General features: G+C 61.7%; 23 protein-coding genes and 1 pseudogene. 21 read left to right on the forward strand and 3 right to left on the reverse strand.

Annotation, left to right across the window (positions count from 1 at the left end; translation table 11 throughout):
• Positions 1-9 precede the first annotated feature (9 nt).
• Genes idi through DC31_RS09350 form a run of 9 tightly spaced genes read left to right on the forward strand, consistent with a single transcriptional unit; the run spans position 10 to position 7,490 of the window.
• Positions 10-564, forward strand: coding sequence for an isopentenyl-diphosphate Delta-isomerase (gene idi, locus DC31_RS09310; protein WP_036279268.1), 555 nt, complete (start codon positions 10-12; stop codon positions 562-564).
• Positions 554-1,621: a polyprenyl synthetase family protein gene (locus tag DC31_RS09315; RefSeq protein WP_051606683.1), complete on the forward strand. Its 1,068-nt coding sequence runs from the start codon at positions 554-556 to the stop codon at positions 1,619-1,621. The genes idi and DC31_RS09315 overlap by 11 nt, the downstream gene beginning before the upstream one ends.
• Complete coding sequence (locus DC31_RS18705) at positions 1,618-2,484, forward strand: phytoene/squalene synthase family protein (RefSeq protein WP_036279270.1); 867 nt, start codon at positions 1,618-1,620, stop codon at positions 2,482-2,484. The genes DC31_RS09315 and DC31_RS18705 overlap by 4 nt, the downstream gene beginning before the upstream one ends.
• Positions 2,481-4,049: a phytoene desaturase family protein gene (gene crtI, locus DC31_RS18710; protein ID WP_036279272.1), complete on the forward strand. Its 1,569-nt coding sequence runs from the start codon at positions 2,481-2,483 to the stop codon at positions 4,047-4,049. Before DC31_RS18705 ends, crtI begins: the two co-directional genes overlap by 4 nt.
• Positions 4,046-4,372 (forward strand): lycopene cyclase domain-containing protein, encoded by a 327-nt coding sequence (locus DC31_RS09330; RefSeq protein WP_268748231.1) that lies wholly within the window; start codon positions 4,046-4,048, stop codon positions 4,370-4,372. Before crtI ends, DC31_RS09330 begins: the two co-directional genes overlap by 4 nt.
• Entirely contained in the window at positions 4,369-4,701 is a 333-nt protein-coding gene (locus DC31_RS09335) for a lycopene cyclase domain-containing protein (RefSeq protein ID WP_036279275.1), read from the forward strand. Before DC31_RS09330 ends, DC31_RS09335 begins: the two co-directional genes overlap by 4 nt.
• Positions 4,694-5,584 carry a prenyltransferase gene (locus DC31_RS09340; RefSeq protein WP_036279277.1) on the forward strand — a complete coding sequence of 297 codons (891 nt, stop codon included), beginning with the start codon at positions 4,694-4,696 and terminating at the stop codon, positions 5,582-5,584. The genes DC31_RS09335 and DC31_RS09340 overlap by 8 nt, the downstream gene beginning before the upstream one ends.
• Positions 5,581-7,053, forward strand: coding sequence for an SDR family oxidoreductase (locus DC31_RS09345; RefSeq protein WP_036279280.1), 1,473 nt, complete (start codon positions 5,581-5,583; stop codon positions 7,051-7,053). Before DC31_RS09340 ends, DC31_RS09345 begins: the two co-directional genes overlap by 4 nt.
• A complete protein-coding gene (locus tag DC31_RS09350) occupies positions 7,050-7,490 on the forward strand; it encodes a pyrimidine dimer DNA glycosylase/endonuclease V (protein ID WP_036279283.1) in 441 nt (146 codons plus the stop codon). Before DC31_RS09345 ends, DC31_RS09350 begins: the two co-directional genes overlap by 4 nt.
• Positions 7,491-7,521: 31 nt before the next feature.
• On the opposite strand, the gene DC31_RS09355 is transcribed toward DC31_RS09350, so the two are convergent.
• Positions 7,522-7,872 (reverse strand): hypothetical protein, encoded by a 351-nt coding sequence (locus DC31_RS09355; protein ID WP_036279286.1) that lies wholly within the window; start codon positions 7,870-7,872, stop codon positions 7,522-7,524.
• A 9-nt stretch (positions 7,873-7,881) separates the two neighbouring features.
• Here DC31_RS09355 and DC31_RS09360 point away from each other — a divergent pair, with 9 nt between their 5' ends.
• From DC31_RS09360 to DC31_RS09370, 3 genes and pseudogenes are all read left to right on the forward strand, one after another.
• Positions 7,882-8,289 carry a hypothetical protein gene (locus tag DC31_RS09360; RefSeq protein ID WP_036279289.1) on the forward strand — a complete coding sequence of 136 codons (408 nt, stop codon included), beginning with the start codon at positions 7,882-7,884 and terminating at the stop codon, positions 8,287-8,289.
• A gap of 394 nt (positions 8,290-8,683) precedes the next feature.
• Positions 8,684-10,611, forward strand: a pseudogene (gene thrS, locus DC31_RS09365) (threonine--tRNA ligase).
• Positions 10,608-11,171, forward strand: a complete 564-nt coding sequence (locus DC31_RS09370; RefSeq protein WP_036279293.1) for an HIT family protein — start codon at positions 10,608-10,610, stop codon at positions 11,169-11,171. The pseudogene thrS and the gene DC31_RS09370 overlap by 4 nt, the downstream one beginning before the upstream one ends.
• On the opposite strand, the gene pdxY is transcribed toward DC31_RS09370, so the two are convergent.
• A complete protein-coding gene (pdxY, locus tag DC31_RS09375) occupies positions 11,168-12,019 on the reverse strand; it encodes a pyridoxal kinase PdxY (RefSeq protein ID WP_036279295.1) in 852 nt (283 codons plus the stop codon). The two genes, DC31_RS09370 and pdxY, sit on opposite strands and share 4 nt — an antisense overlap.
• 12 nt (positions 12,020-12,031) lie before the next feature.
• Positions 12,032-13,339, reverse strand: a complete 1,308-nt coding sequence (locus DC31_RS09380; protein ID WP_152545392.1) for an aminotransferase class I/II-fold pyridoxal phosphate-dependent enzyme — start codon at positions 13,337-13,339, stop codon at positions 12,032-12,034.
• A 95-nt stretch (positions 13,340-13,434) separates the two neighbouring features.
• Between DC31_RS09380 and pdxS the strand changes: the two genes are divergently transcribed.
• The 9 genes from pdxS (at position 13,435) to secF (ending at position 21,341) form a co-directional block, all read left to right on the forward strand.
• On the forward strand, positions 13,435-14,334 hold the full coding sequence (gene pdxS / locus DC31_RS09385; protein WP_036279301.1) for a pyridoxal 5'-phosphate synthase lyase subunit PdxS: 900 nt from the start codon (positions 13,435-13,437) through the stop codon (positions 14,332-14,334).
• Positions 14,324-14,935 carry a pyridoxal 5'-phosphate synthase glutaminase subunit PdxT gene (pdxT, locus tag DC31_RS09390; RefSeq protein WP_036279304.1) on the forward strand — a complete coding sequence of 204 codons (612 nt, stop codon included), beginning with the start codon at positions 14,324-14,326 and terminating at the stop codon, positions 14,933-14,935. The genes pdxS and pdxT overlap by 11 nt, the downstream gene beginning before the upstream one ends.
• A gap of 51 nt (positions 14,936-14,986) precedes the next feature.
• The gene (locus DC31_RS09395; protein WP_036279306.1) at positions 14,987-15,754 is read left to right on the forward strand and encodes a YebC/PmpR family DNA-binding transcriptional regulator; all 768 of its coding nucleotides are present in this window, start codon (positions 14,987-14,989) and stop codon (positions 15,752-15,754) included.
• A gap of 46 nt (positions 15,755-15,800) precedes the next feature.
• On the forward strand, positions 15,801-16,385 hold the full coding sequence (gene ruvC, locus DC31_RS09400; RefSeq protein WP_036279308.1) for a crossover junction endodeoxyribonuclease RuvC: 585 nt from the start codon (positions 15,801-15,803) through the stop codon (positions 16,383-16,385).
• A gap of 9 nt (positions 16,386-16,394) precedes the next feature.
• Positions 16,395-17,018 carry a Holliday junction branch migration protein RuvA gene (ruvA, locus tag DC31_RS09405; RefSeq protein WP_036279310.1) on the forward strand — a complete coding sequence of 208 codons (624 nt, stop codon included), beginning with the start codon at positions 16,395-16,397 and terminating at the stop codon, positions 17,016-17,018.
• Positions 17,019-17,028: 10 nt separating this feature from the next.
• On the forward strand, positions 17,029-18,057 hold the full coding sequence (ruvB, locus tag DC31_RS09410) for a Holliday junction branch migration DNA helicase RuvB (protein WP_036279822.1): 1,029 nt from the start codon (positions 17,029-17,031) through the stop codon (positions 18,055-18,057).
• Between the two features lie 68 nt (positions 18,058-18,125).
• Positions 18,126-18,539: a preprotein translocase subunit YajC gene (locus DC31_RS09415; protein WP_051606685.1), complete on the forward strand. Its 414-nt coding sequence runs from the start codon at positions 18,126-18,128 to the stop codon at positions 18,537-18,539.
• A 40-nt stretch (positions 18,540-18,579) separates the two neighbouring features.
• Positions 18,580-20,310: a protein translocase subunit SecD gene (secD, locus tag DC31_RS09420; RefSeq protein WP_036279313.1), complete on the forward strand. Its 1,731-nt coding sequence runs from the start codon at positions 18,580-18,582 to the stop codon at positions 20,308-20,310.
• Positions 20,310-21,341: a protein translocase subunit SecF gene (gene secF, locus DC31_RS09425; RefSeq protein ID WP_081813791.1), complete on the forward strand. Its 1,032-nt coding sequence runs from the start codon at positions 20,310-20,312 to the stop codon at positions 21,339-21,341. Before secD ends, secF begins: the two co-directional genes overlap by 1 nt.
• Positions 21,342-21,349 lie beyond the last annotated feature (8 nt).

Below are 21,349 nucleotides of genomic sequence, written 5' to 3' on the forward strand. Positions count from 1 at the left end.
AAATGGAGTGTGGGAGTGGAACAGGTAGTCCTCGTGGACAACTCCGGCGCACCGATTGGTGTGCACAACAAAGAGACTGTCCATGGCACTTCAACACCTCGGCATCTCGCGTTCTCATGCCACATCGTTGATCAGAATGGTCGTCTGCTCATCACCAGACGCGCTCTCACGAAGAAGACCTGGCCTGGAGTCTGGACGAATTCTTTCTGCGGCCATCCTGGCCCGAACGAGCGCCTTGAGGATGCTGTTCGCCGTCGTGCGCGTTTTGAACTCGGCCTCAGCGTCGAGGAGATCGTCTGCGCGCTGCCGAATTTCGGCTATTCAGCACGCGACCCATCCGGCATAGAAGAAAACGAGTACTGCCCCGTGTTCATCGCGAAGGCAACATCCACGCTGACGCCTAATCCTGATGAGGTGGCCGAGGCGCAGTGGACAAGCATCGCCGCGCTGGCCACTGCCACGGAAGCAGCGCCGTGGGCCTTCAGCCCATGGCTCATCGGCCACTTTCCTGACCTTCTCCCCATTCTTTCCGATTCGACCGGAAGACGGGACGATGATGTCTGAACCCGGTGCGACCGTTGACGAAATCACCCTCACAATTGAGGCAAGGCTGACGGAGGTGCTTGCGCAGGGTCGCGAGCGCTCCCGAGCATTCTCAGCTACCTACTTTCAGTTGTGGGACTCGTTGGAAGCTATGGCGAGAGGCGGGAAGAAGATCCGGCCGCGTCTACTAATGGACGCATACCAGGCGCTGGGCGGCATCGACGAGCGCGCTGCGGTGGAGGCAGCGTGCGCGATGGAGCTGCTGCACATTGCGCTGGTCATTCACGACGATGTCATCGATAAGGATCTGATCCGACGCGGCGAAATGAACATCACCGGCAGATTCGCTTCGGAGGCAATGCTGCGTGGTGTACCGCGACGTGAAGCTCATGCCTGGGGCGAGGCATCATCGATTCTCGCTGGCGACCTCATGCTCACCTTTGCGCACTCTTTGCTGGCCCGCCTTGATATTCAGGAGGACCGCCGCCACGCGGTTCTTGACGTGTTCGATGACACCGTCTTCGAGAGCGCAGCCGGCGAACACTTTGACGTGTGGCTCAGCCTGCATCTTGAGCGGTCGAGGCCCCAGGACGTCCTGGTCATGGTCGATCAGAAGACAGCGGCATACTCCTTTCACGCTCCGCTCGTTCTCGCGGCTGTACTGGCCGGGGCCACGACCGCAGTGATCGAAGAGCTGACGGTTATTGCGCGTCAGATCGGTGTGATCTACCAGTTACGCGACGACGTTCTCGGGTTGTTCGGTGACGAGCGAGCCACTGGGAAGTCCACACTCAGTGATCTGCGGGAGGGAAAAGAGACCCTCCTGATCGCCTACGCACGTGCGGACGCTGCCTGGGCTGACGTCGAACCATTTTTCGGAGACAACAACATCAGAGTTTCTGAGGCGCATCGCCTCAGGCGCGTCATCGAGGAATCAGGCGCACTCTTCTTCGTGGAGTCAGTCATCGCCGAACGGTGCGAGCACGTTCACGCCCTGATCCAGAACGCTGACCTTCCTGCAGCACTGAGCGAACAGCTCATTGCCCTCACATCCACGTGTAATTCACGAGCGTCATGAAACTGTCGGGGTTGGGACTCTATAACGCGACCGCGAATCAAAGCGCGTCGGTCATCATCAGGCGTTATTCAACGTCATTCGGCTGGGCAAGTCGTCTGCTTGATCACAGAGTCCGGCGTCACATTGCATGCATCTATGGACTTGTGCGCATCGCTGACGAGCTCGTCGACGGCCCGGCAGCGATTGCCGGGGTAGACGCTGAAATGCGCCGGACGATGCTTGACGAACTCGAACGGGAGACCGAACGCGCGCTGCGGCTGGGCTTCAGTACGAATATCGTTGTGCACGCTTTTGCGTTGACCGCGCGCGAACACGACATCGGTATGGACCTGTGCCGGCCCTTCTTCTCGGCGATGAGAACCGACGTTGAGAGCACGAGCTTCAATTCATCCGCTCTCCACGACTACATCTACGGCTCGGCTGAAGTGGTAGGTCTGATGTGCTTGGCCGTGTTCGAGCACGGAAGGATCCGCGACTCGCAGGAGCAGACGCAGCTGGTCGACGGCGCACGGAGGCTCGGCGCAGCCTTCCAGAAGGTCAATTTCCTTCGAGATTTCGCCGAGGATCATGACGTCCTGGGCCGCGTCTACTTTGCTGGAACTGAGAAAGCTCTTACCGAAGAATCAAAGCGCGAAATCATCGATTCGATCAGGGAAGACCTGCGTGCCGCAGATGCGTCGATCCCGTTGTTGACATCGGAGTGCCGTCCTGCGGTGTGGGCCGCGCGAACCATGTTCAGCGAACTCACCCACCGCCTTGATACGACATCGGTCGCCGCACTCACACACACCCGCGTTCGGGTGCCGAATACCGTGAAAGCGCGCATTCTGGGACGAGCAATCGGTATGCGGATCAGCCGATGAAGGCTTCGAGAGTCGTTGTGATCGGCGGCGGCGTCAGCGGGCTGGCTACAGCGTGTCTGCTGGCGCGTGACGGACATCAGGTGACCGTGCTTGAGAAGAACAGCGAGTTCGGCGGGAGGGCCGGATCGTGGGAGCGCGACGGGTTCACATTTGACACTGGGCCGTCGTGGTACCTCATGCCGGAGGTGTTCGAGCACTTCTACCGCATGATGGGAACGACCACGTCCGAGCATCTGGAGTTGGTCGCACTGCAGCCCGGCTATCGCATCTACGGCGAACCGACCGGCGAGGTGGGCAAGGAGGGGGAAGCCGCCATCGACGTGCTCTCCGGAACCAACGCCACCGCCACACTGTTTGAGAGCCGAGAAACCGGGGCAGGTAACCAAGTGCGCCGCTATCTTGCATCGGCGACGAAAACGTATCGCGCGGCGGTGAGTTCCTTCCTTTACAACCCGTTCTCCTCGTGGCGCGATTTTGTGTCGGCGAGGGTTCTCGCCTCGACACCCGCGGTGCTCCCTCTGCTCACGCGTTCGCTGTGGAGCTTTGTCAGGGCGCGCTTCACCGATCTGCGTCTTCGCCAGATACTCGGCTATCCAGCGGTATTCCTTGGCACATCGCCGTTCGATGCACCGGCCCTCTACCACCTGATGAGTCATATGGACCTCGTCGATGGGGTGAAGTATCCGCTCGGTGGATTCCGGAAGTTCGTCGTCTCGTTAGCAGAGATCGCACGTGAAAACAATGTTGAGCTTCTCAACAATTGCGACGTCGTCGCCATCTCCAGCGCGAGTGGTTCGGTGCGGTCCGTCGAATACGAGCTGGATGGCCAGCAGCATCGGATCGATGCCGACATCGTGGTTTCAGCCATTGATGAGCATCACACGGAGACAGTGCTGCTGGAGGCGGCCGATCGCTCCTACGCAGCGAAACGGTGGGACAAACAGATCTCGAGTCCGAGTGCCGTCCTGATCATGCTCGGTATCAGAGGAAAGCTGCCTGAGCTGTTGCATCACACGCTGTTCTTTTCGAATGATTGGAAGGACAACTTCGACGCGATTTTCCGGTCGCCGACACGCATCCCTGACCCGCCATCGTTGTACATCTGCAAGCCGAGCGCGACCGATCCGGAGGTCGCCCCCGCCGGCCACGAGAACATGTTCGTTCTTATCCCGTTGCCACCGGATACAACGATCGGCCAGGGCGGCATCGATACCTCGGGAGACGCCCTCGTTTCAGAGGTCGCCGATCGTGCGATCGCAGATATCGCCACTTGGGCAGGCATCCCTGATCTGGCCGACCGAATCGTGGTGCGACGTACCGTGGGACCAGCGGACTTTGCCGACACGTTCAACACATTTCGAGGTAGCGCACTCGGCCCCGCTCACACTCTTACTCAGAGTGCGTTCTTTCGCGGCGTTACGCGGTCTCGTCGCGTAGATGGCCTGTATTACGCCGGGGCCACCACCGCTCCCGGGGTTGGCCTACCGATGTGTCTCATCAGCGCAGAACTGGTACTCAAACACGTGCGCGGCGACCATTCGCCCGGCCCGCTGGCGGAGCCGTGAACGGCGTATACGCAGTATCGCTGATGATCAGCGCTGCATGTTTGGTCCTACTCGATATTCGTTTCGATCTGGTGTTCCGCCGGAAGCCGCTGGCCGCAGGACTCGCACTTGCCATCGGGATCGTCTTCTTCGTCGTTTGGGATGCCGTCGGCATCAGCCTCGGGGTCTTCCATCACATCGATTCGCGCTGGGCGACGGGCGTTCTTCTGGCGCCGGCGTTTCCCCTCGAGGAAATCATGTTTCTGGGCTTCCTGAGCTATTTGACCCTCATTCTGCTGAGCGGCTGGCGACGTTGGCGTGATTCGAGGGAAACAACCCGATGACGTATCTCCTCATGTCCGTGCCGTTCGTTGGTGTCGCCCTTGTTGTGTTCTGCGTAGGTGCTTTGCATGCCCGCAAAGGAGGATCTCTGCCTCACTACCTCACCTCCTGGGCAATGGCGTCACTCGCTCTTCTCGTTCTGACTGCCGTGTTCGACAACGTGATGATTGCCGCCGGGTTCTTCGACTACGGCGCAGAGGAGATCTCCGGCTTCAGGCTCGGCTTGATTCCTCTCGAGGACCTCTTATATCCCCTTGCTGCAGGGCTGTTGCTTACTGGTGTCTGGCAGCTTTTCGGCGGAAATCAGGCGGGAGAGAGCACCGATGTCTGAACGCAATTCCTTGGTTCGTGCGCTGCTGGTTGCGTCCCGACCACTGAGCTGGATCAATACTGCGTATCCGTTCGCTGCGATCTACTTTCTGACGACGGGGCGCATCGATATCGCGCTCATCGTCGGCACGATCTTCTTCCTCGTGCCGTACAACCTCGCGATGTACGGCATCAACGACGTCTTCGACTATGAATCGGATCTCGCGAATCCGCGGAAGGGAGGCGTGGAAGGCGCCAAGCTGCCGCCGAGGCTGCACCGAGCCACGCTGCTGTCGGCCACGCTTCTCGTCGTTCCATTCGTGATCGCGCTGGTGATTCTCGGCGCCGAACACCCGAATTCGTGGCTCATCCTCGCGGTGAGCCTGTTCGCTGTCGTCGCCTACTCGGTGCGCGGCCTGCGCTTCAAAGAGATTCCCGTGCTCGACTCGATCACGTCGAGCACACACTTCGTCACACCCGCGCTCTACGCGCTCGCACTTGCGGATACCACGATCACCCCTGGGATTGTGGTGACCATGCTCGCTTTCTTCTGCTGGGGCATGGCAAGTCACGCCTTCGGTGCGGTGCAGGACATCGTGCCGGATAGGGAGGCGGGGATCGGCTCCATAGCCACCGTCCTCGGCGCATCGACAACGGTCCGCTTTGCGCTGGCACTGTGGATCACAGCGGGAATCCTGATGCTCTTCGCGCCGTGGCCCGCGAACCTGGCAGCGATTGCGGTGTTGCCGTACATCGTCAGCGTCGCGCCGTATCTCAATGTCGACGACGCCCACTCCGGAACGGCCAACCGCGCCTGGCGGCGGTTCCTGGCCATCAACTATGCAGTGGGATTTGTGATCACGTTGTTGCTGATCCTCTGCGCCACGGAAGGGTTGTTCTCTTGACACGTGTACTCGTTACCGGTGCGACCGGATATATCGGCGGTCGTCTTGTGCCTCAGTTGCTCGAGGCAGGACACGAAGTCAGCGTGTACGTGCGTTCTCCGTGGAAGTTGAGAGACGTGCCCTGGCGTGAGCGAGTGCGCGTCTTCAAAGGAGATTTGACGGATGCCGTCGCGACCCGACGGGCGATGACCGACGTGGACGTGGCGTTCTATCTGGTTCATTCGATGAGTGCTGGCCGCGACTTTGTGACCGCGGAGAGAGACTCTGCAGAGACTTTCGCTCACGCCGCTTCGACAGCGCGAATCCAACGGATCGTGTACCTCGGCGGTCTTCATCCGCAAGGCACTGCGCTGTCGCAGCATCTCGCTTCACGGGCGGCTGTAGGGCAGACATTTCTCGATTCTCCGGTGCCTGCCATCGTCTTTCAAGCGGGCATCGTCATCGGTTCAGGGTCGGCTTCTTTTGAGATGATCCGCCATCTCACAGAGGTGCTGCCCTATATGCCAGCGCCTCGCTGGGTGCGCAACTACGTTCAGCCCATCGCTATTCGGGACGTATTGCGCTATCTCGTGCTTTCCGTAGATATCGAAACTGAGCTCAACCGGACGCTGGATATCGGTGGCCCAGACATCCTGCGGTATGGCCAGATGATGAATGGTTATGCCGTGGAAGCGGGGCTTCCGCAACGACATATTGCCGCTCTTCCGGTTCTCACGCCGTGGCTGGCCTCGCAGTGGGTGAGTCTGGTCAGTCCGGTCCCGCGCCAAATCGCGGTTCCGATCATCGCGTCGCTCCAGAACAACTGCGTCACAAGCGAACATGATGTTGACCGCTATATTGCACCGCCGGACGAAGGACTACTCCGGTATCGGACTGCGGTTCGGCTGGCACTCAAGCGTGAGGCCGAGGGCGAAATCGAGACCAGCTGGCAGAGCGCGACGGTGGCCGGCGCCCCGAGTGATCCACTTCCGAGCGATCCAGAGTGGGCGGGTCACACCGTCTTCACAGACCTGCGCACGCGTGAAAGCACAGCGTCCCCAACTGCGGTGTGGAATGTGATTGAAGCAATCGGCGGGCACAGCGGATGGCATTCCTTCCCCCTGGCATGGGCGGTTCGTGGCTGGATCGACCGCCTCATCGGCGGCGTGGGCATGCGCCGCGGGAGACGGCATCCCTCGCGAGTACACAGCGGCGACGTGATCGACGTGTGGCGGGTTGAGTCGATTGAACGCGGACGAATGCTGCGACTACGTGCCGAGATGCGGATGCCGGGCCGCGGTTGGCTCGAGCTGGGAGTCGAGCCGACTCAGGACGGTTCTCGTTACACACAGAGGGCGGTCTACTTTCCTAAAGGACTCTCAGGGCGGCTGTACTGGGTCTTTCTGTTGCCATTTCACGGAATCATCTTCAACGGAATGGCACGCAGCATCCTGCACGACGCCGAGCATTCGCAGATGGCGCGGACATGAGACTCTGGTCGTTGCACCCTCGGCACTTCGATCGTCAAGCACTCACCGCATGTTGGCGTGAAGGTCTGCTCGCCCAAGCAGTTATTATCGAGCCTGGGCGCGGGTACTCACACCATCCGCAGTTACGACGGTTTCGTCACACCGAGAATCCGCATAGCGCGATCGGTGACTATCTCAGTGCAATCGCTGACGAGGCTGAGGCGCGTGGGTATCACTTCGTCCGCGAGAAGATCCGAACAACAGGCGCACGCGAGGATATGGCGGTCACCGACCAGCAGCTTGCGTACGAGTGGGGGCATCTTCTCGCCAAGATGCAACAACGCAGCGTGGGGGTGTGGGAACGGTGGCAATCACTCTCGTTCCCCGATCCGCATCCCATGTTCACCGTCATCCCGGGCCCCATCGCCGAGTGGGAGAAACTCGCACCGCCTGGGTAGTCGACACGCAACCCCGGGGATGTCGGGGAAGCTACCGGTCTTCGAATGAATCCGCGGTCGGACGCAGCCGTTCGAGCCTTGAAACGATCTTGTCGATCGTGAGAATCACCGCGCAGAGAATCGCAATCGATCCTGGGATGAAGACCAGAAGGTCATCGATCATTTCCCACGCCGCCGGGCTCCACAGTGCAACCCAGGTGAGTACGAGCGCGAGGGCGGTCATGAGCTCTCCGACCAACGCGACAACGCCGAAGAACAGAATCGCCCGGTGGTGTTGACGAGCGGATCGCGTGGAAAAACGGAAGTCAATCGCGAAAGCGATGAGCAGCACTGCGAAGACGGACAGCAGTAGTCCGAGGTGGTCCGGGGTCAACTCACGCATGCCGTCAGGATGCCTGATGTACTCGACATTCGCCACTGGCGCGCCGGAGCAGCTGACGTGCCTCACCTTTCGCACTGTGCTGTCGCCGCCGCTATCGCCTGGTATCTCGCGCCCTTCGTGCCATTCGCTGACAACGACTACTCCTATTACGCACCGCTCGGCGTTCTGGTCAGCATGCATCTGACGCTGGCAGCATCTGCTCGCGTCGGCGCTCAGTCTCTCATCGGACTCGGCATCGGCATCGCGCTCGGCCTTGGCGGGCTTGGACTGGTACGAGTGGACGTTCCCGGGGTGATCGCTGTGGCCGCAGTGATCGGCATCGCCGATGCGCTGGTCCAGGAACCGATGAATAACGAAGAAATTGCAAAGGCCACCGATGGACTCACCACTCGAACTCGCGACGGCAGCGACACTTGAGCTCGCGGATCTTCTCGCGCGCTCTGAAGCCGACGAAACAGTACCGGATGCGACGGTGCGTCAACGTGTGGCGTATGCCGCACGGGCCTGCGGTCGTGTGCGTACGCCGAGTGTTCGACACCTCTCGAGACTTCGTCGCTTCAACCTCATGACACCGGCAGGTGGGCGAGCATGCGATACTAGAAGAGGTCATGCGTCGCCCCTTCTAGGCGAACATGATTCACGCGCCCGTGGACTTCCACTCCACGGGCGCACCTTTGTTTACAGCACGGGTTCAGCGGACGCCATCCAGACGAGTAACCTGGAAGGCGACCAAGATGGAGAGTTTCCGTGCCTGAAAAACGCCCAGCCGAATGACGGCTTCGCCCTGTTCTCTGACCGATCTGTTGTCGCCATGCGCGTCAACGGTGACTCAAGGATCTTGCGACCACAGTGACGACGAGCGACGAGGTCGAGCCTGTCACTATCGACAGCACCGATGGACTCAACATCCTGCGTCATTCGGCAGCTCATGTGCTCGCACAGGCGGTACAGCGCATCAACCCGCAGGCGAACCTCGGCATTGGTCCGCCGGTCACCGACGGTTTCTACTACGACTTCGGTGTCGAGACGCCGTTCACTCCGGAAGACATCAAGGCGATCTCCAAAGAGATGCAGCGCATCGTGCGTGACGGACAGCGCTTCGTTCGTCGCGTTGTGACCGACGACGAGGCCAGAGCAGAGCTTGCGAACGAGCCGTTCAAGCTTGAACTCATCGGGTTGAAGGACGGCAAGAACGAAGCCGCCGAAGGCGCATCCGTCGAGGTCGGCGCTGGCGAGCTCACGATCTACGACAACACGACCAAAGACGGTGAGGTCGTCTGGAAAGACCTCTGCCGCGGCCCGCACCTGCCCAGCACCCGCATGATCGGCAACGGCTGGGACCTCACTCGCATTGCCGCCGCCTACTGGCGCGGTAGTGAGAAGAACCCACAGCTGCAGCGCATCTACGGCACCGCGTGGCCGACCAAGGACGAGCTACGCGCCTACAAGGATCGCCTCGCCGAGGCAGAGCGGCGCGACCACCGCAAGCTCGGTGCCGAAATGGACCTGTTCTCGTTCCCCGATGAGATCGGCTCTGGTCTCGCGGTCTTCCATCCCAAGGGCGGCATCATCCGCTACGAGATCGAAGAAAATCTGCGCCGTCACCTACTGCGAAACGGCTACGACGTCGTCAACTCCCCGCACATCACCAAGAAGGACTTGTTCGAGACCTCCGGTCATCTGCAGACCTACGCAGACGGCATGTTTCCGCCCATGCATCTTGATGAGACCGTTGACGAAGACGGCAACATCACTCGGCAGGGCCAGGACTACTACCTGAAGCCGATGAACTGCCCGTTCCACAACCTCATCTTCCGCTCGCGCGGGCGCTCATATCGTGAGCTGCCGCTGCGACTGGCCGAATTCGGCACGGTGTACCGGTACGAAAAGAGCGGCACGCTGTCTGGCCTCACGCGTGTTCGCGGACTCACTCAGGACGACGCGCACATCTACGTCACGCAAGACCAGGTTCGTGACGAGCTCACGACCAACCTCAATCTCGTGCTCGAACTGTTGCGCGACTACGGGCTGAATGACTTCTACCTTGAGCTGTCGACGAATGAGGAAGGCAACCCGAAATTCCTCGGTGAGTCGGAGCAGTGGGAAACAGCGATCGAGTCGCTGCGCGAAGTTGCGGTCGCATCCGGCCTGGAACTCGTCGACGATCCAGGCGGAGCGGCGTTCTACGGCCCGAAGATTTCAGTTCAGGCTCGTGACGCCATCGGCCGCACCTGGCAGATGTCGACGATCCAGCTCGACTTCAACCAGCCCGAGCGCTTTGAGCTGGAATACACCGGCCCTGATGGCCAGAAGCATCGCCCTGTCATGATCCACCGCGCATTGTTGGGCTCGGTCGAGCGCTTCTTCGCGATCCTGCTCGAGCACTACGCCGGTGACTTCCCGGTATGGCTTTCGCCGGTGCAGGTCGTCGGAATTCCGGTCGCCGATGAGTTCGCCGACTATCTCGGTGAGATCATCACGACCCTCCGCGACGGCGGCGTGCGCGCTGACCTCGATGTCTCTGACGATCGGATGCAGAAGAAGATCCGTAATCACACCACCGGCAAGGTGCCGCTGTTGCTGATTGCGGGGGAGAAGGACCGGGATGCCGGTACCGTCTCGTTCCGCTTCCGTGACGGGACGCAGCAGAACGGTGTGCCGATCGCGGATGCTGTCGCACGTATCCGCACGGCTATCGACTCGCATGCGCTCGTGCACACGGCGGAGGACCTGGCGTGACGGACGGCGGTGTCGAGGATGCCGCGCACCTCGCCGGCGTTCCCGATGAGTTTCAGCGGCTGTGGACTCCGCACCGGATGGCGTACATCCAGGCCGGGCCTGAGCCGCTGCGAGAAGAGTGCCCGTTCTGCGAGGCCCCGAAGCATTCGGATGCCGAGCGGCTCATCGTCGCGCGAGGCAAGACCGCGTACGTTCTGCTGAATCTGTTTCCGTACAACTCTGGGCACCTGCTCGTCTGCCCGTATCGGCACATCGGTACCTACGACCAGGCGACTCCAGAAGAAGTTGCCGAGATCGGCGCGCTCACTCAGACCGGCATGCGCGTGCTCCGCGAAGTGTCGAACTGCGACGGCTTCAACCTCGGCATGAATCAAGGTGCAGTCGCCGGCGCCGGGGTAGACGGGCACCTGCACCAGCACATCGTGCCGCGGTGGAGGTCCGATTCGAACTTCTTCCCAATCATTGCGAAGACGAAGGCGCTGCCACAGCTCTTGGGCGAGGTGCGTGAAGCGGTCGCTGGCGCATGGCCGAACCCTTTGACGGGCTCAGAGATCGCTTAGCGAACCTGGCGTGCGCTGAACTGCATCTTCGGGTGCGCGTAGGACTCCTGGGCCTCGATGAGCTTCAATTCGCGGTCACCGGAGTCGAGCGTCAACTGCAACAGGTCGAACACGCTTGACGCCGTGCGCTCGAGTGCGATCTGAGCGCTGCCCGTCTCGACGTAGTGCGCGGTGAAGAGCGCAGCGGTAACATCGCCCGAGCCGTTCGCCTTCATCGGCAGATATGGCGTCTGCACGATCCAAGCACCCGCATCGTCGACTGCGAGCATCTCGATCGTGCCGTCTTCACGGTCGGGACGCTCGACGCTCGTCACGAGCACCGTGCTCGGACCCATGGCGCGAGCGAGATCGACCGAGGCGAGGGTGGACTCGAGGGTGTCGGGTTCAGTGCCGGTGAGGAACCCGAGTTCGAACTGGTTCGGCGTAATGATGTCTGCGACCGGAACGACCCGCTCCCGCAGTAGTTCTGGAATCGCAGGTGCGACGAAGCATCCGGACTTCGCGTTGCCCATGACCGGGTCGCACGCATACAGCGCCTTGGGGTTGGCGGCCTTTACCCGCGCGACCGCGTCGATGATCACATCGCCGATGCCTTCGCCGCCCTGGTAACCAGACAGAATCGCATCCACCTGCTCGAAAGCGCCGCGCTCTTCGATGCCGGTGATGACTTCAGCAACATCACTAGGAGCAATTAGCGGGCCACGCCAAGCGCCATAGCCGGTGTGGTTGGAAAAGTTCACCGTGTATACCGGGATCACATCCACGCCGATGCGCTGGAGCGGGAACACCGCGGCGGAGTTGCCGACGTGGCCGTAGGCGACAGCTGACTGGATCGAGAGGATCTTCATCCTTCGATCTTCTCACCCCACGGCCGCAGCGAGATCCGCGATCAACTGCGCGGCTTCATCACCGGTCAGATCGTGAACCGTGAGGCGCAGATGGTGGGAAGGCGCATCGCGCTCGGCAAGAGAGAAGCCGTCACCGGTGCGCACGAGCCACCCACGTCGCATCAACCGCTCGGCAACCGTCGGTGCGGGTATCGGCAGCTCCACCCAGAGGTTCATGCCGTCGGCATAGTGCGCGATGATGTCGTGTGCACGGAGGCGCTCGGCGAAGGCCGTGTTGCGTTCGGCATAGTGCAGGCCGGCGTCGCGAATCGAGGCACGTACGCTCGAATCACTCAACAGCCCATATGTCAGTCTTTGCAGCAAATGGCTGACCCAGGTTGTGCCTGGACTCAGGCGCATGGCCAGTCGGTCTGCGGTCTCGGGATCTGTGGCAGCGATCGCCAGACACATGTCAGGACCGAGGAACTTCGACACCGAACGCAGTAGCGCAAATCTTTTGTGTTCTGGGCCGATCAGGCTCTCGTACGGCTGGGCGGAGAGCATCGAGAAGTGATCGTCCTCGATGATCAAGACGTACGGATGCTGTGCCAGAACCGCACGAAGCGCGGCGGCACGCCGGGGGGAGAGGCTCGCACCCGTTGGGTTCTGCGCGCGTGGAGTGCAGATGACGGCTCGGACGCCGGCATCCAACGCAGCCTGCAGTCCTTCGATCGTCATGCCCTCGTCGTCGACAGGCACGGGAACGGCGCGATAGCCGCCGAGGCGGACGGTATGGATGCTGGCGAGGAAGCAGGGGTCTTCCAGTGCGACGGCATCATCTCTCGTCAGCGCCTGCGCGAGGAGTCGCTCAACGGCATCCACTGCACCACTCGTGATCGTAATCCGAAACTTTGGCGTTGAAAGGTCAGGGGAGACCCACTCGCGCGACCAGGCCTCCAGTGCGGTGTCGATCACCGGTTCTCCATAGAGAACGGGCCGGCCGGTCACACTTGCGAGGACGGGAGAGGGGTCAGGGATCAGTCGCGGATCTGGGTTTCCGGTGCCGATGTCACGGAGCACATTGTCTGCGGCGTAACCCTCTTGCGCGACGGTGTCATGCTCCACAAGTACCGTTCCGCCGCGTCCGCGAGTGACAACAAGGCCAGCCTGTGCCAGCTGTCGGTACGCGGCGACTGCGGTGTTGCGGTTCACTCCGAGACGCGCGGCGAGCTCACGCACTGGAGGGAGGGACGCACCGGGACGAAGCGCGCCACGCTCTCGCAGTTCGCGCACACTTGTTGCGATATCGGCTGCGGTCGCGCCTGTGATTTCGTCGTTCATGTCACCTCCAGACATGTGAGTCTACGGGCCGCTTGTGGAGTGCTATGTTTTGGCATAGATCAAACCAGACTTTGAATATGCCGAAAGGGTCAGCCATGACTGCAGATCAGAATTCGACCACTGGATCAGCCCGCGTGAAGCGCGGCCTCGCAGAGATGCTCAAGGGCGGCGTCATCATGGACGTTGTCACCGCCGATCAGGCGAAGATCGCCGAAGATGCCGGCGCCGTTGCCGTCATGGCGCTCGAGCGAGTGCCCGCTGACATTCGTGCTCAGGGTGGTGTTTCTCGAATGAGCGACCCCGACATGATCGACAGCATCATCGCGTCGGTGTCGATTCCGGTGATGGCGAAAGCGCGCATCGGTCACTTCGTCGAGGCTCAGGTGCTGCAGGAACTCGGCGTGGACTACATCGATGAGTCAGAGGTACTTTCACCCGCCGACTACGTGAACCACATCGACAAATTCGGCTTCAACGTACCGTTCGTCTGTGGCGCGACCAACCTGGGCGAGGCGCTGCGTCGGATCAACGAGGGCGCGGCGATGATTCGCTCCAAGGGCGAGGCGGGCACCGGCGATGTCTCAGAGGCGACCAAGCACATCCGCAAGATTCGCTCGGAGATCAACGTGCTCCGCTCGATGACAAAGGACGAGCTGTTCGTCGCGGCGAAAGAGCTGCAGGCGCCGTACGAGCTCGTCGCTGAGATCGCCGAGACCGGCAAACTTCCCGTCGTGCTGTTTGTTGCTGGCGGAGTGGCGACTCCCGCAGATGCCGCGATGATGATGCAGCTCGGTGCGGATGGTGTCTTCGTCGGGTCTGGCATTTTCAAGTCGGGCAACCCTGTCGAACGCGCCGCGGCGATCGTGAAGGCGACGACATTCTTCGACGACCCAAAGGTTGTTGCCGAGGTCTCACGCGGACTCGGCGAGGCAATGGTCGGCATCAACGTTTCTGACCTGCCCGCACCGCACCGCCTCTCTGAGCGTGGCTGGTAAAGCACAGCCGCCTCGCATCGGCGTTCTCGCTCTCCAGGGTGATGTGCGTGAGCACGAGACAATACTTCGAGAGCTGGGGGCCGACGTCGTGCGGGTTCGGCGACCGGAAGAACTCGAAAGCGTGCAAGGGCTTGTCATTCCGGGGGGCGAGTCGAGCGTCATCGACAAGCTGAGCCGCATATTCGGACTGCGAGAGCCACTGCGAGCGGCGATCCGCGACGGACTGCCCATCTACGGCACCTGCGCCGGGCTCATCATGCTCGCAGATACAGTGCTCGACGCGATCGAGGGTCAGGAGAGCTTCGGCGGGATCGACATCGCCGTCCGTCGCAACGCCTTCGGACGGCAAAGCGAGTCATTTGAGACCGAGCTCGATGTGCCAGCTCTGGGGAAGCCTCCCGTGCGAGCGACATTCATCCGTGCGCCGATTGTCGAGCGCGTGGGCCGGAACGCTCAGGTGTTGGCGACGCTCGTGGACGGGCGAATAGTTGCGGTAGAGCAGGGCAACCTCTTGGGCACGAGCTTTCACCCGGAAATGAATGGTGAGACTCGATTCCATCAGCGATTCCTCGCAAAAGTGAATTCGAGGACTGTTCGCTAGAATGGTCGATGCCCTGCGGGCCAAGCGGGGCGAACACACGAGCGGAGATATATGTCCGGGCATTCCAAGTGGGCGACGACGAAGCACAAGAAGGCTGTCATCGACTCGAGGCGCGCGAAGTCGTGGGCCAAGCTCATCAAGAACATTGAGGTCGCAGCCAAGCTCGGCGGCGCCGATATGTCCGGCAACCCAACACTTTTCGACGCGGTGTTCAAGGCGAAGAAGATGTCTGTCCCCAAGGACAACATTGACCGTGCCGTCAAGCGCGGTGCGGGCATCGGCGGCGAAGTGGTCGAGTACCTCTCGATCATGTACGAGGGCTACGGCCCGAACGGTGTCGCGCTCATGATCGAGTGTCTGACCGACAACAAGAACCGTGCTGCCGCAGAGGTGCGCACGGCGCTGAGCCGCAACGGCGGCAACCTCGCTGACCCCGGAAGCGTCGCATACAACTTCACCCGCAAGGGTGTCATCGTCGTCGGCTCTGAGGGCACGACCGAAGACGACGTGATGGAAGCTGTTCTCGAGGCAGGCGCCGAAGAGATCGAGCCGCACGGCGACGACTTCGGAGTCATCACAGAGGCCACCGACCTGGTTAAAGTCCGTACTGCGCTGCAGGATGCCGGTATCGACTATGAATCCGCCGACATCGAGTTCGTGCCGAACCTCAAGGTCGAAGTAGACGCGCACACTGCGCGGAAGATCTTCCGTCTCATCGACGCTCTCGAAGACAGCGAAGATGTGCAGAACGTGTACAGCAACTTCGACCTCACCGCAGAGGTGCAGGCCGAACTCGCCAACGACGAGGATGAAGAATAAGGCGCGCCGCCCTGGCCGTCGCTCCTCTGGCGCTTAGCCTGGGGGAGTGGCGGCTTCTTCTTTGCGTGTGCTCGGGATCGACCCCGGTCTGACCCGGTGCGGGGTCGGGATCGTCGACGTCGCGCGTTCGCGTCACGCAACACTCGTGCATGTCGGCGTCATCCGCACTCCACCGGATGCGCCGATCGGTGAACGTCTCGCGGCCGTCGCGGCCGGCATCCGATTGGTTCTCGAAGAGCACAGCCCGGATGCCGTCGCCGTTGAGCGCGTTTTCGCGCAGCACAACAGCCACACCGTGATGGGTACCGCTCAGGCCAGTGGTGTGGCGCTGCTCGTTGCGGCGGAAGCAGGGCTCCCCGCCGCTACGCATACTCCGAGCGAGGTCAAGGCGGCCGTCACCGGCTACGGCTCGGCTGACAAGAAGCAGGTGCAGGCGATGATTGCGCGCATCCTTCGGCTCGATGCGCCCCCTCAGCCCGCCGACGCAGCAGATGCGCTCGCGATCGCACTGTGTCATGCCTGGCGGAGGGGCGGAGCAGCGCCCGGATCCTCTGAATCTCTGACTCCTGCGCAGCGCGCATGGGCGGATGCTGAGCGTGTCGCTCGAACATATCTACGATCAGGCTCGTAGGCTGAGGGGATGATTTCCTCGCTGCGCGGGCTCGTGCTTTCCACTGGTGTCGACCACGTCGTGATCGAAGTCGGCGGCGTGGGCTTCTTCGTCTTTGTTCCCGGCGATATCGCGCACACCGCTCGAATCGGCGAGCAGCTGCGCCTGCACACCAGCCTCATCGTCCGCGAAGACGCGCTGACACTGTTCGGATTCACTGAGCCGCTCGAGCTTGAGGTGTTCGGTCATCTACTGAGCGTGACCGGTGTGGGGCCGAAGTCTGCGCTCGGTGTGCTCGGGCATCTCACTGTCGACCAGATCGCCACGGCTGTCGCCGATGACGATGACGCCCCGTTCCGCCGAGTGTCGGGCATCGGTCCGAAGACAGCCAAGCTCATCGTTGTGCAACTCGCCGGCAAGTTGCAGCCGCCATCCGCGGCCGCCGGTGGTCGAAGCGCGTCTGGCGAAACCGATGTGGTCACCCAGCTCAGCGCAGCGCTGATGGGTCTCGGTTGGTCAGAGCGAGTCGCCCTCGAAGCCGCTGCCGAGACTGCGGCTGCCGCAAGCGACGCTGACCGTAGGTCGGTGTCTGCGCTGCTGCGTCAGGCGCTCGCGGCTCTCGGGCCAGCCAAGGCGGGTGCGTCACGTGGATGACGGCATGAACATCGCCGACGGTAGAGATCCCGCTGAACCGATCGACGAGACCGAACTCGCGATCGAAGGCGCGCTGCGTCCCGGCAGCCTTGGTGAATTCGTCGGGCAGCCCAAGGTGCGCGGTCAGTTGCAGCTGCTGCTCGATGCCGCTCGTATCCAGAATCGCCCGCCGGATCACATCCTGCTCGCAGGCCCCCCTGGCCTCGGGAAGACCACGCTCGCGATGATCGTCGCGTATGAGAGCGAGCGCCCGCTCCGACTTTCCAGTGGTCCTGCGATTCAGCACGCCGGAGACCTCGCAGCGCTGTTATCGAGTCTTGTGCCTGGCGAGGTGCTGTTCATCGACGAGATCCACCGCATGGCGCGCTCTGCCGAAGAGATGCTGTACCTCGCGATGGAAGACTTCCGGATCGACATCATGGTAGGCAAGGGTGCAGGAGCGACCAGCATCCCACTCGACCTGGCCCCCTTCACCCTCGTAGGAGCCACGACACGCTCGGGCCTTCTTCCCAACCCGCTGCGCGACAGGTTCGGCTTCACGGGTCACCTTGAGTTCTATGAAGACAGCGACCTCGAAAAGGTCATCGCGCGCTCCTCGAGCGTTCTCGGCATCTCGCTGCCCACAGATGCCCGCTCAGAGATCGCGCGCCGCTCCCGGGGCACACCACGCATCGCGAACCGCCTGCTGCGTAGAGTGAGAGATTACGCGCTCGTGCACGGCGAGCTCAGCGATGCATCCATTTCGGACGTGCATGCGGCGCTCGATCTCTATGACGTCGACCCGATCGGTCTCGATCGCCTCGACCGCGCAGTGCTCGATACGCTCGTTCGACGCTTCCGTGGCGGGCCCGTGGGGCTCAGCACGCTGGCGGTGGCTGTCGGTGAAGAGGCTGAGACGGTGGAAAGCGTCGTCGAACCCTTCCTCGTGCGCATTGGGTTCCTCGGACGCACACCCCGAGGACGCGTGGCAACCCCAGAGGCATATGAGCACCTCGGCCTGCGGCATCCAGAGCAGGCCGCATTGCTCGATGACCTATAATCGCTGAAGGCTTCCCCTGATCCCCCTGCGCGCCCATCGATGCGCGCGCATTTGAAAGGCACTTCCTGATGGAAATCATCCTCTTCGGTCTTCTCGCTGTTCTTCTGGTGTTTATGATCTTCAACACCCGCAAGCGCACCAAGCAGCAGAAGGCTGACCAGGCAGAGAAGGCCACCAAGACGATTCCTGGCGCCAAGGTCCTGCTGCAGGGCGGCCTGTACGGCACGATCGTTGCATTCGACCCGGAGAACCTGGACGAGCCCGCGCTCGTTGAGATCGCGCCCGGCACCGTCATCGAGGTGCACAGCCAGGCAATCCTGCGCGTCGTTGAGCCGACGGATGCTCTCGAAGAGCAGATCGATGATGACTTCGCTGTCGACCTCGATGCGGACAGCCACCCGGTCGTTGAAGAGCACCCCGCCGCTCTCGAGACGCCTGAGGAGACCCGCGCTCGTCTCGACCGCGACTCCGACGGCAAGTAGTCCTTCAACGCCCGCCGGCATCGTAGAAAGCTGAACGTACGTGGCATCCTCTTCACCTGTTCGTCATGCCTGGAAGGTCCTTCTCACACTTCTTCTCGTGACGGCCGCTTTGTTCGGCGTCAACGCGATCGGCGTGTACGGATTCGGAAAGAGCTCCTGGAGCCCTGAGCTCGCCCTCGACCTGCAGGGCGGCACCCAGATCGTTCTCAGCGCTGTCACCCCGGACGGTGCTGATCCGACGCAGGACCAGCTCGACCAGGCTGCCGCGATCATCCGCCAGCGCGTTGACTCAGCTGGCGTTGCCGAGGCCGACATCACAACCGAGGGCGGACGCAACATTGTCGTCCAGATCCCAGGTGCGGCCGACGCGGAGACCCGCGCACGGATCGAGGCGAGCGCGCAGCTTGAGTTCCGATCGGTCATCTATGCCTCAGGCGCAGCCACCGAATTCGTCGGCGAAGATGGTAACTCCACGCCGTACCCGACTCCGGACCCTTCCGCGAACGCCATTCCCTCACCAGAGCCGACCGATGGCAGCGATCCGTCGTGGGTTACCGAGAAGTTGCAGGCCGAGTTCCTCGCGTTCGACTGCGCCAAGCCGCGGACTGATGCGACTAATGCACCCGCGGACCAGCCGCTGATCACGTGCGACGACACCAAGCAGTTCAAGTACATCCTCGGCCCGATGGAACTCTCCGGAGACGCCATCGACGACGCCACCAGCGGGCGCGACCAGCAAAGCGGCGCCTGGACGGTGCAGCTGAGCTTGAACGCGCACGGCACCAAGATCTTCGGCGAGACCAGCCAGCGGCTGTACCAGAACAAGCTCGCGAACCTCAGCCCGCGTGACCAGTTCGCGTTCGTTCTCGACGGCGAAGTGATCTCCGCTCCGCAGATGAACGGCGTCATCCTCAACGGCAAGCCCAGCATCTCTGGGTCGTTCACTCAGGAGTCGGCGAAGACGCTCGCCGACCAGTTGAAGTACGGCGCGCTGCCGTTGAGCTTCACCACTGAGAGCTCCGACACGATCTCGGCAACGCTGGGTACACAGCAGCTGCAGATCGGACTCATCGCCGGACTCATCGGGCTTGCGCTCGTCGCGCTCTACTCGCTGCTCAGCTACCGCGCACTCGGCACCGTGATCATCGCATCGATCGCCGTGATGGGTGTTCTCACCTACGTGATCGTGTGCATCCTCGCGTGGCGACTTGGTTTCCGCCTATCGCTCGCGGGTGTCGCAGGCCTTATCGTCTCGATCGGTTTCACGGCCGACTCGTTCATCGTCTACTTCGAGCGAATACGAGACGAACTACGCGACGGAAAGTCCATCACCAGCGCCGTCGAAGACGGCTGGGGGCGCGCGAAGCGCACGATCTACATCTCGAAGTCGATCAACGTGCTCGCCGCGGTCGTGTTGTACATCCTCGCGGATTCGACGGTCAAGGGCTTCGCCTTCACACTCGGACTCACGACGCTGATTGACGTGCTGATCTTCGTGATCTTCACGCACCCGGTAATGCAGATCCTCGCCAGGACCCGCTTCTTCGGCGGCGGTCACAAGCTGTCTGGTCTCGACCCAGAGGCGCTGGGCGCCGTTTACCATACGCGCACGCAGTTCCGTCAGATCACGCCGGCATCCGGGGGGCGGGCAGCAAAGAACGGCCGCTCCCGTGCCGAAGCAGAACGCCGACAAACTATCGCCGAGCGTAAACGTGCCGCGGTGTTGACCGGAGACAAAACTACGGATTCCGGAAGCGAGGGAAACCGCTGATGGCTTCCATGAATGAGTTCGGTAACAACCTTTACAGCGGGAAGACTTCTTTCCCGTTCGTCGGCAGACGCCGCCTTTGGTTCATCATCGCGATCGCACTGGTTGTGGCATCCGCTCTCGTGCCGCTGCTGCGTCCCGTGCAGTTCTCGATCGAGTTCACCGGCGGATCGCAGTTCATGGTGCTCGCACCGGATAGCGTCCAGCAGAGCACTGCAACTGACGCCGTGCACTCCGTTGTTCCAGGAGCCACCACCAAGGTCGTTATCGTCAGCGACACGAACGTGCGCGTCCAGACCGACCAGATGAGTGCTGAAGACACGCAGCTCGTCGCCACGGCCCTCGCCGACGCCTACAAGGTAGACCCGGCCGAGGTGACGTCATCCTTCATCGGTCCGGCCTGGGGTGAGAACGTCACACGGCAGTCGCTGTGGGGACTTGCGATCTTCCTCGCCCTGACGTTCCTGATCCTCGCGGTCTACTTCCGCACCTGGAAGATGTCCGCCGCTGCGATCCTCGGTCTGCTCGACGTGCTCATCATCACGGTCGGCGTCTATGCACTGGCCGGCTTCGAGATCTCGCCGGCTGCCGTTATCGGGTTCCTCACGATCCTGGCGTATTCGCTGTACGACACCACGGTCGTGTTCGACAAGATCCGAGAAAATACCACCGAAGACGGGGAGAACTCTGCCCGCACCTTCGGCGAATCGGTGAACCTTGCCGTCAACCAGACGCTGATTCGATCGATCAACACGTCGATCGTCGCGGCGCTCCCGGTGGGCGCGATCCTGTTCATCGGCGCGTTCTGGCTCGGTGCAGAGACCCTTACCGATATCTCGCTGTCGATCTTCGTCGGCATCCTCGTCGCGACATACTCAACGCTCTTTGTCGCAGCGCCGCTCTACTCGCTCTTCCGCGAAAAAAGAGCCGCAGATCGTCGAGCGCGACAAGCGCGTGCTCGAGTTGCGCGCTCGCGCGCTGACCGACGCGTAGAGCTGTTCGCTGGCGGAGGGTTCCTCTGCCGACACGCGTAAGATGTTCT

Origin of the sequence: Microbacterium sp. CH12i (genome assembly GCF_000685355.1) — a bacterium.
Classification (GTDB): Bacteria; Actinomycetota; Actinomycetes; order Actinomycetales; family Microbacteriaceae; genus Microbacterium.

Excerpts from the sequence above, each read along its gene's own strand:
- DC31_RS09415 (WP_051606685.1), top strand. The coding sequence starts at position 18,126 with ATGGAAATCATCCTCTTCGGTCTTCTCGCTGTTCTTCTGGTGTTTATG.
- DC31_RS09360 (WP_036279289.1), top strand. The coding sequence starts at position 7,882 with ATGCCTGATGTACTCGACATTCGCCACTGGCGCGCCGGAGCAGCTGAC.
- DC31_RS09315 (WP_051606683.1), top strand. The coding sequence starts at position 554 with ATGATGTCTGAACCCGGTGCGACCGTTGACGAAATCACCCTCACAATT.
- ruvA (WP_036279310.1), top strand. The coding sequence starts at position 16,395 with ATGATTTCCTCGCTGCGCGGGCTCGTGCTTTCCACTGGTGTCGACCAC.
- crtI (WP_036279272.1), top strand. The coding sequence starts at position 2,481 with ATGAAGGCTTCGAGAGTCGTTGTGATCGGCGGCGGCGTCAGCGGGCTG.
- DC31_RS09395 (WP_036279306.1), top strand. The coding sequence starts at position 14,987 with ATGTCCGGGCATTCCAAGTGGGCGACGACGAAGCACAAGAAGGCTGTC.
- DC31_RS09335 (WP_036279275.1), top strand. The coding sequence starts at position 4,369 with ATGACGTATCTCCTCATGTCCGTGCCGTTCGTTGGTGTCGCCCTTGTT.
- DC31_RS09350 (WP_036279283.1), top strand. The coding sequence starts at position 7,050 with ATGAGACTCTGGTCGTTGCACCCTCGGCACTTCGATCGTCAAGCACTC.
- pdxS (WP_036279301.1), top strand. The coding sequence starts at position 13,435 with ATGACTGCAGATCAGAATTCGACCACTGGATCAGCCCGCGTGAAGCGC.
- pdxY (WP_036279295.1), bottom strand. The coding sequence starts at position 12,019 with ATGAAGATCCTCTCGATCCAGTCAGCTGTCGCCTACGGCCACGTCGGC.
- DC31_RS09380 (WP_152545392.1), bottom strand. The coding sequence starts at position 13,339 with ATGAACGACGAAATCACAGGCGCGACCGCAGCCGATATCGCAACAAGT.
- secF (WP_081813791.1), top strand. The coding sequence starts at position 20,310 with ATGGCTTCCATGAATGAGTTCGGTAACAACCTTTACAGCGGGAAGACT.
- DC31_RS18705 (WP_036279270.1), top strand. The coding sequence starts at position 1,618 with ATGAAACTGTCGGGGTTGGGACTCTATAACGCGACCGCGAATCAAAGC.
- DC31_RS09340 (WP_036279277.1), top strand. The coding sequence starts at position 4,694 with ATGTCTGAACGCAATTCCTTGGTTCGTGCGCTGCTGGTTGCGTCCCGA.
- DC31_RS09355 (WP_036279286.1), bottom strand. The coding sequence starts at position 7,872 with ATGCGTGAGTTGACCCCGGACCACCTCGGACTACTGCTGTCCGTCTTC.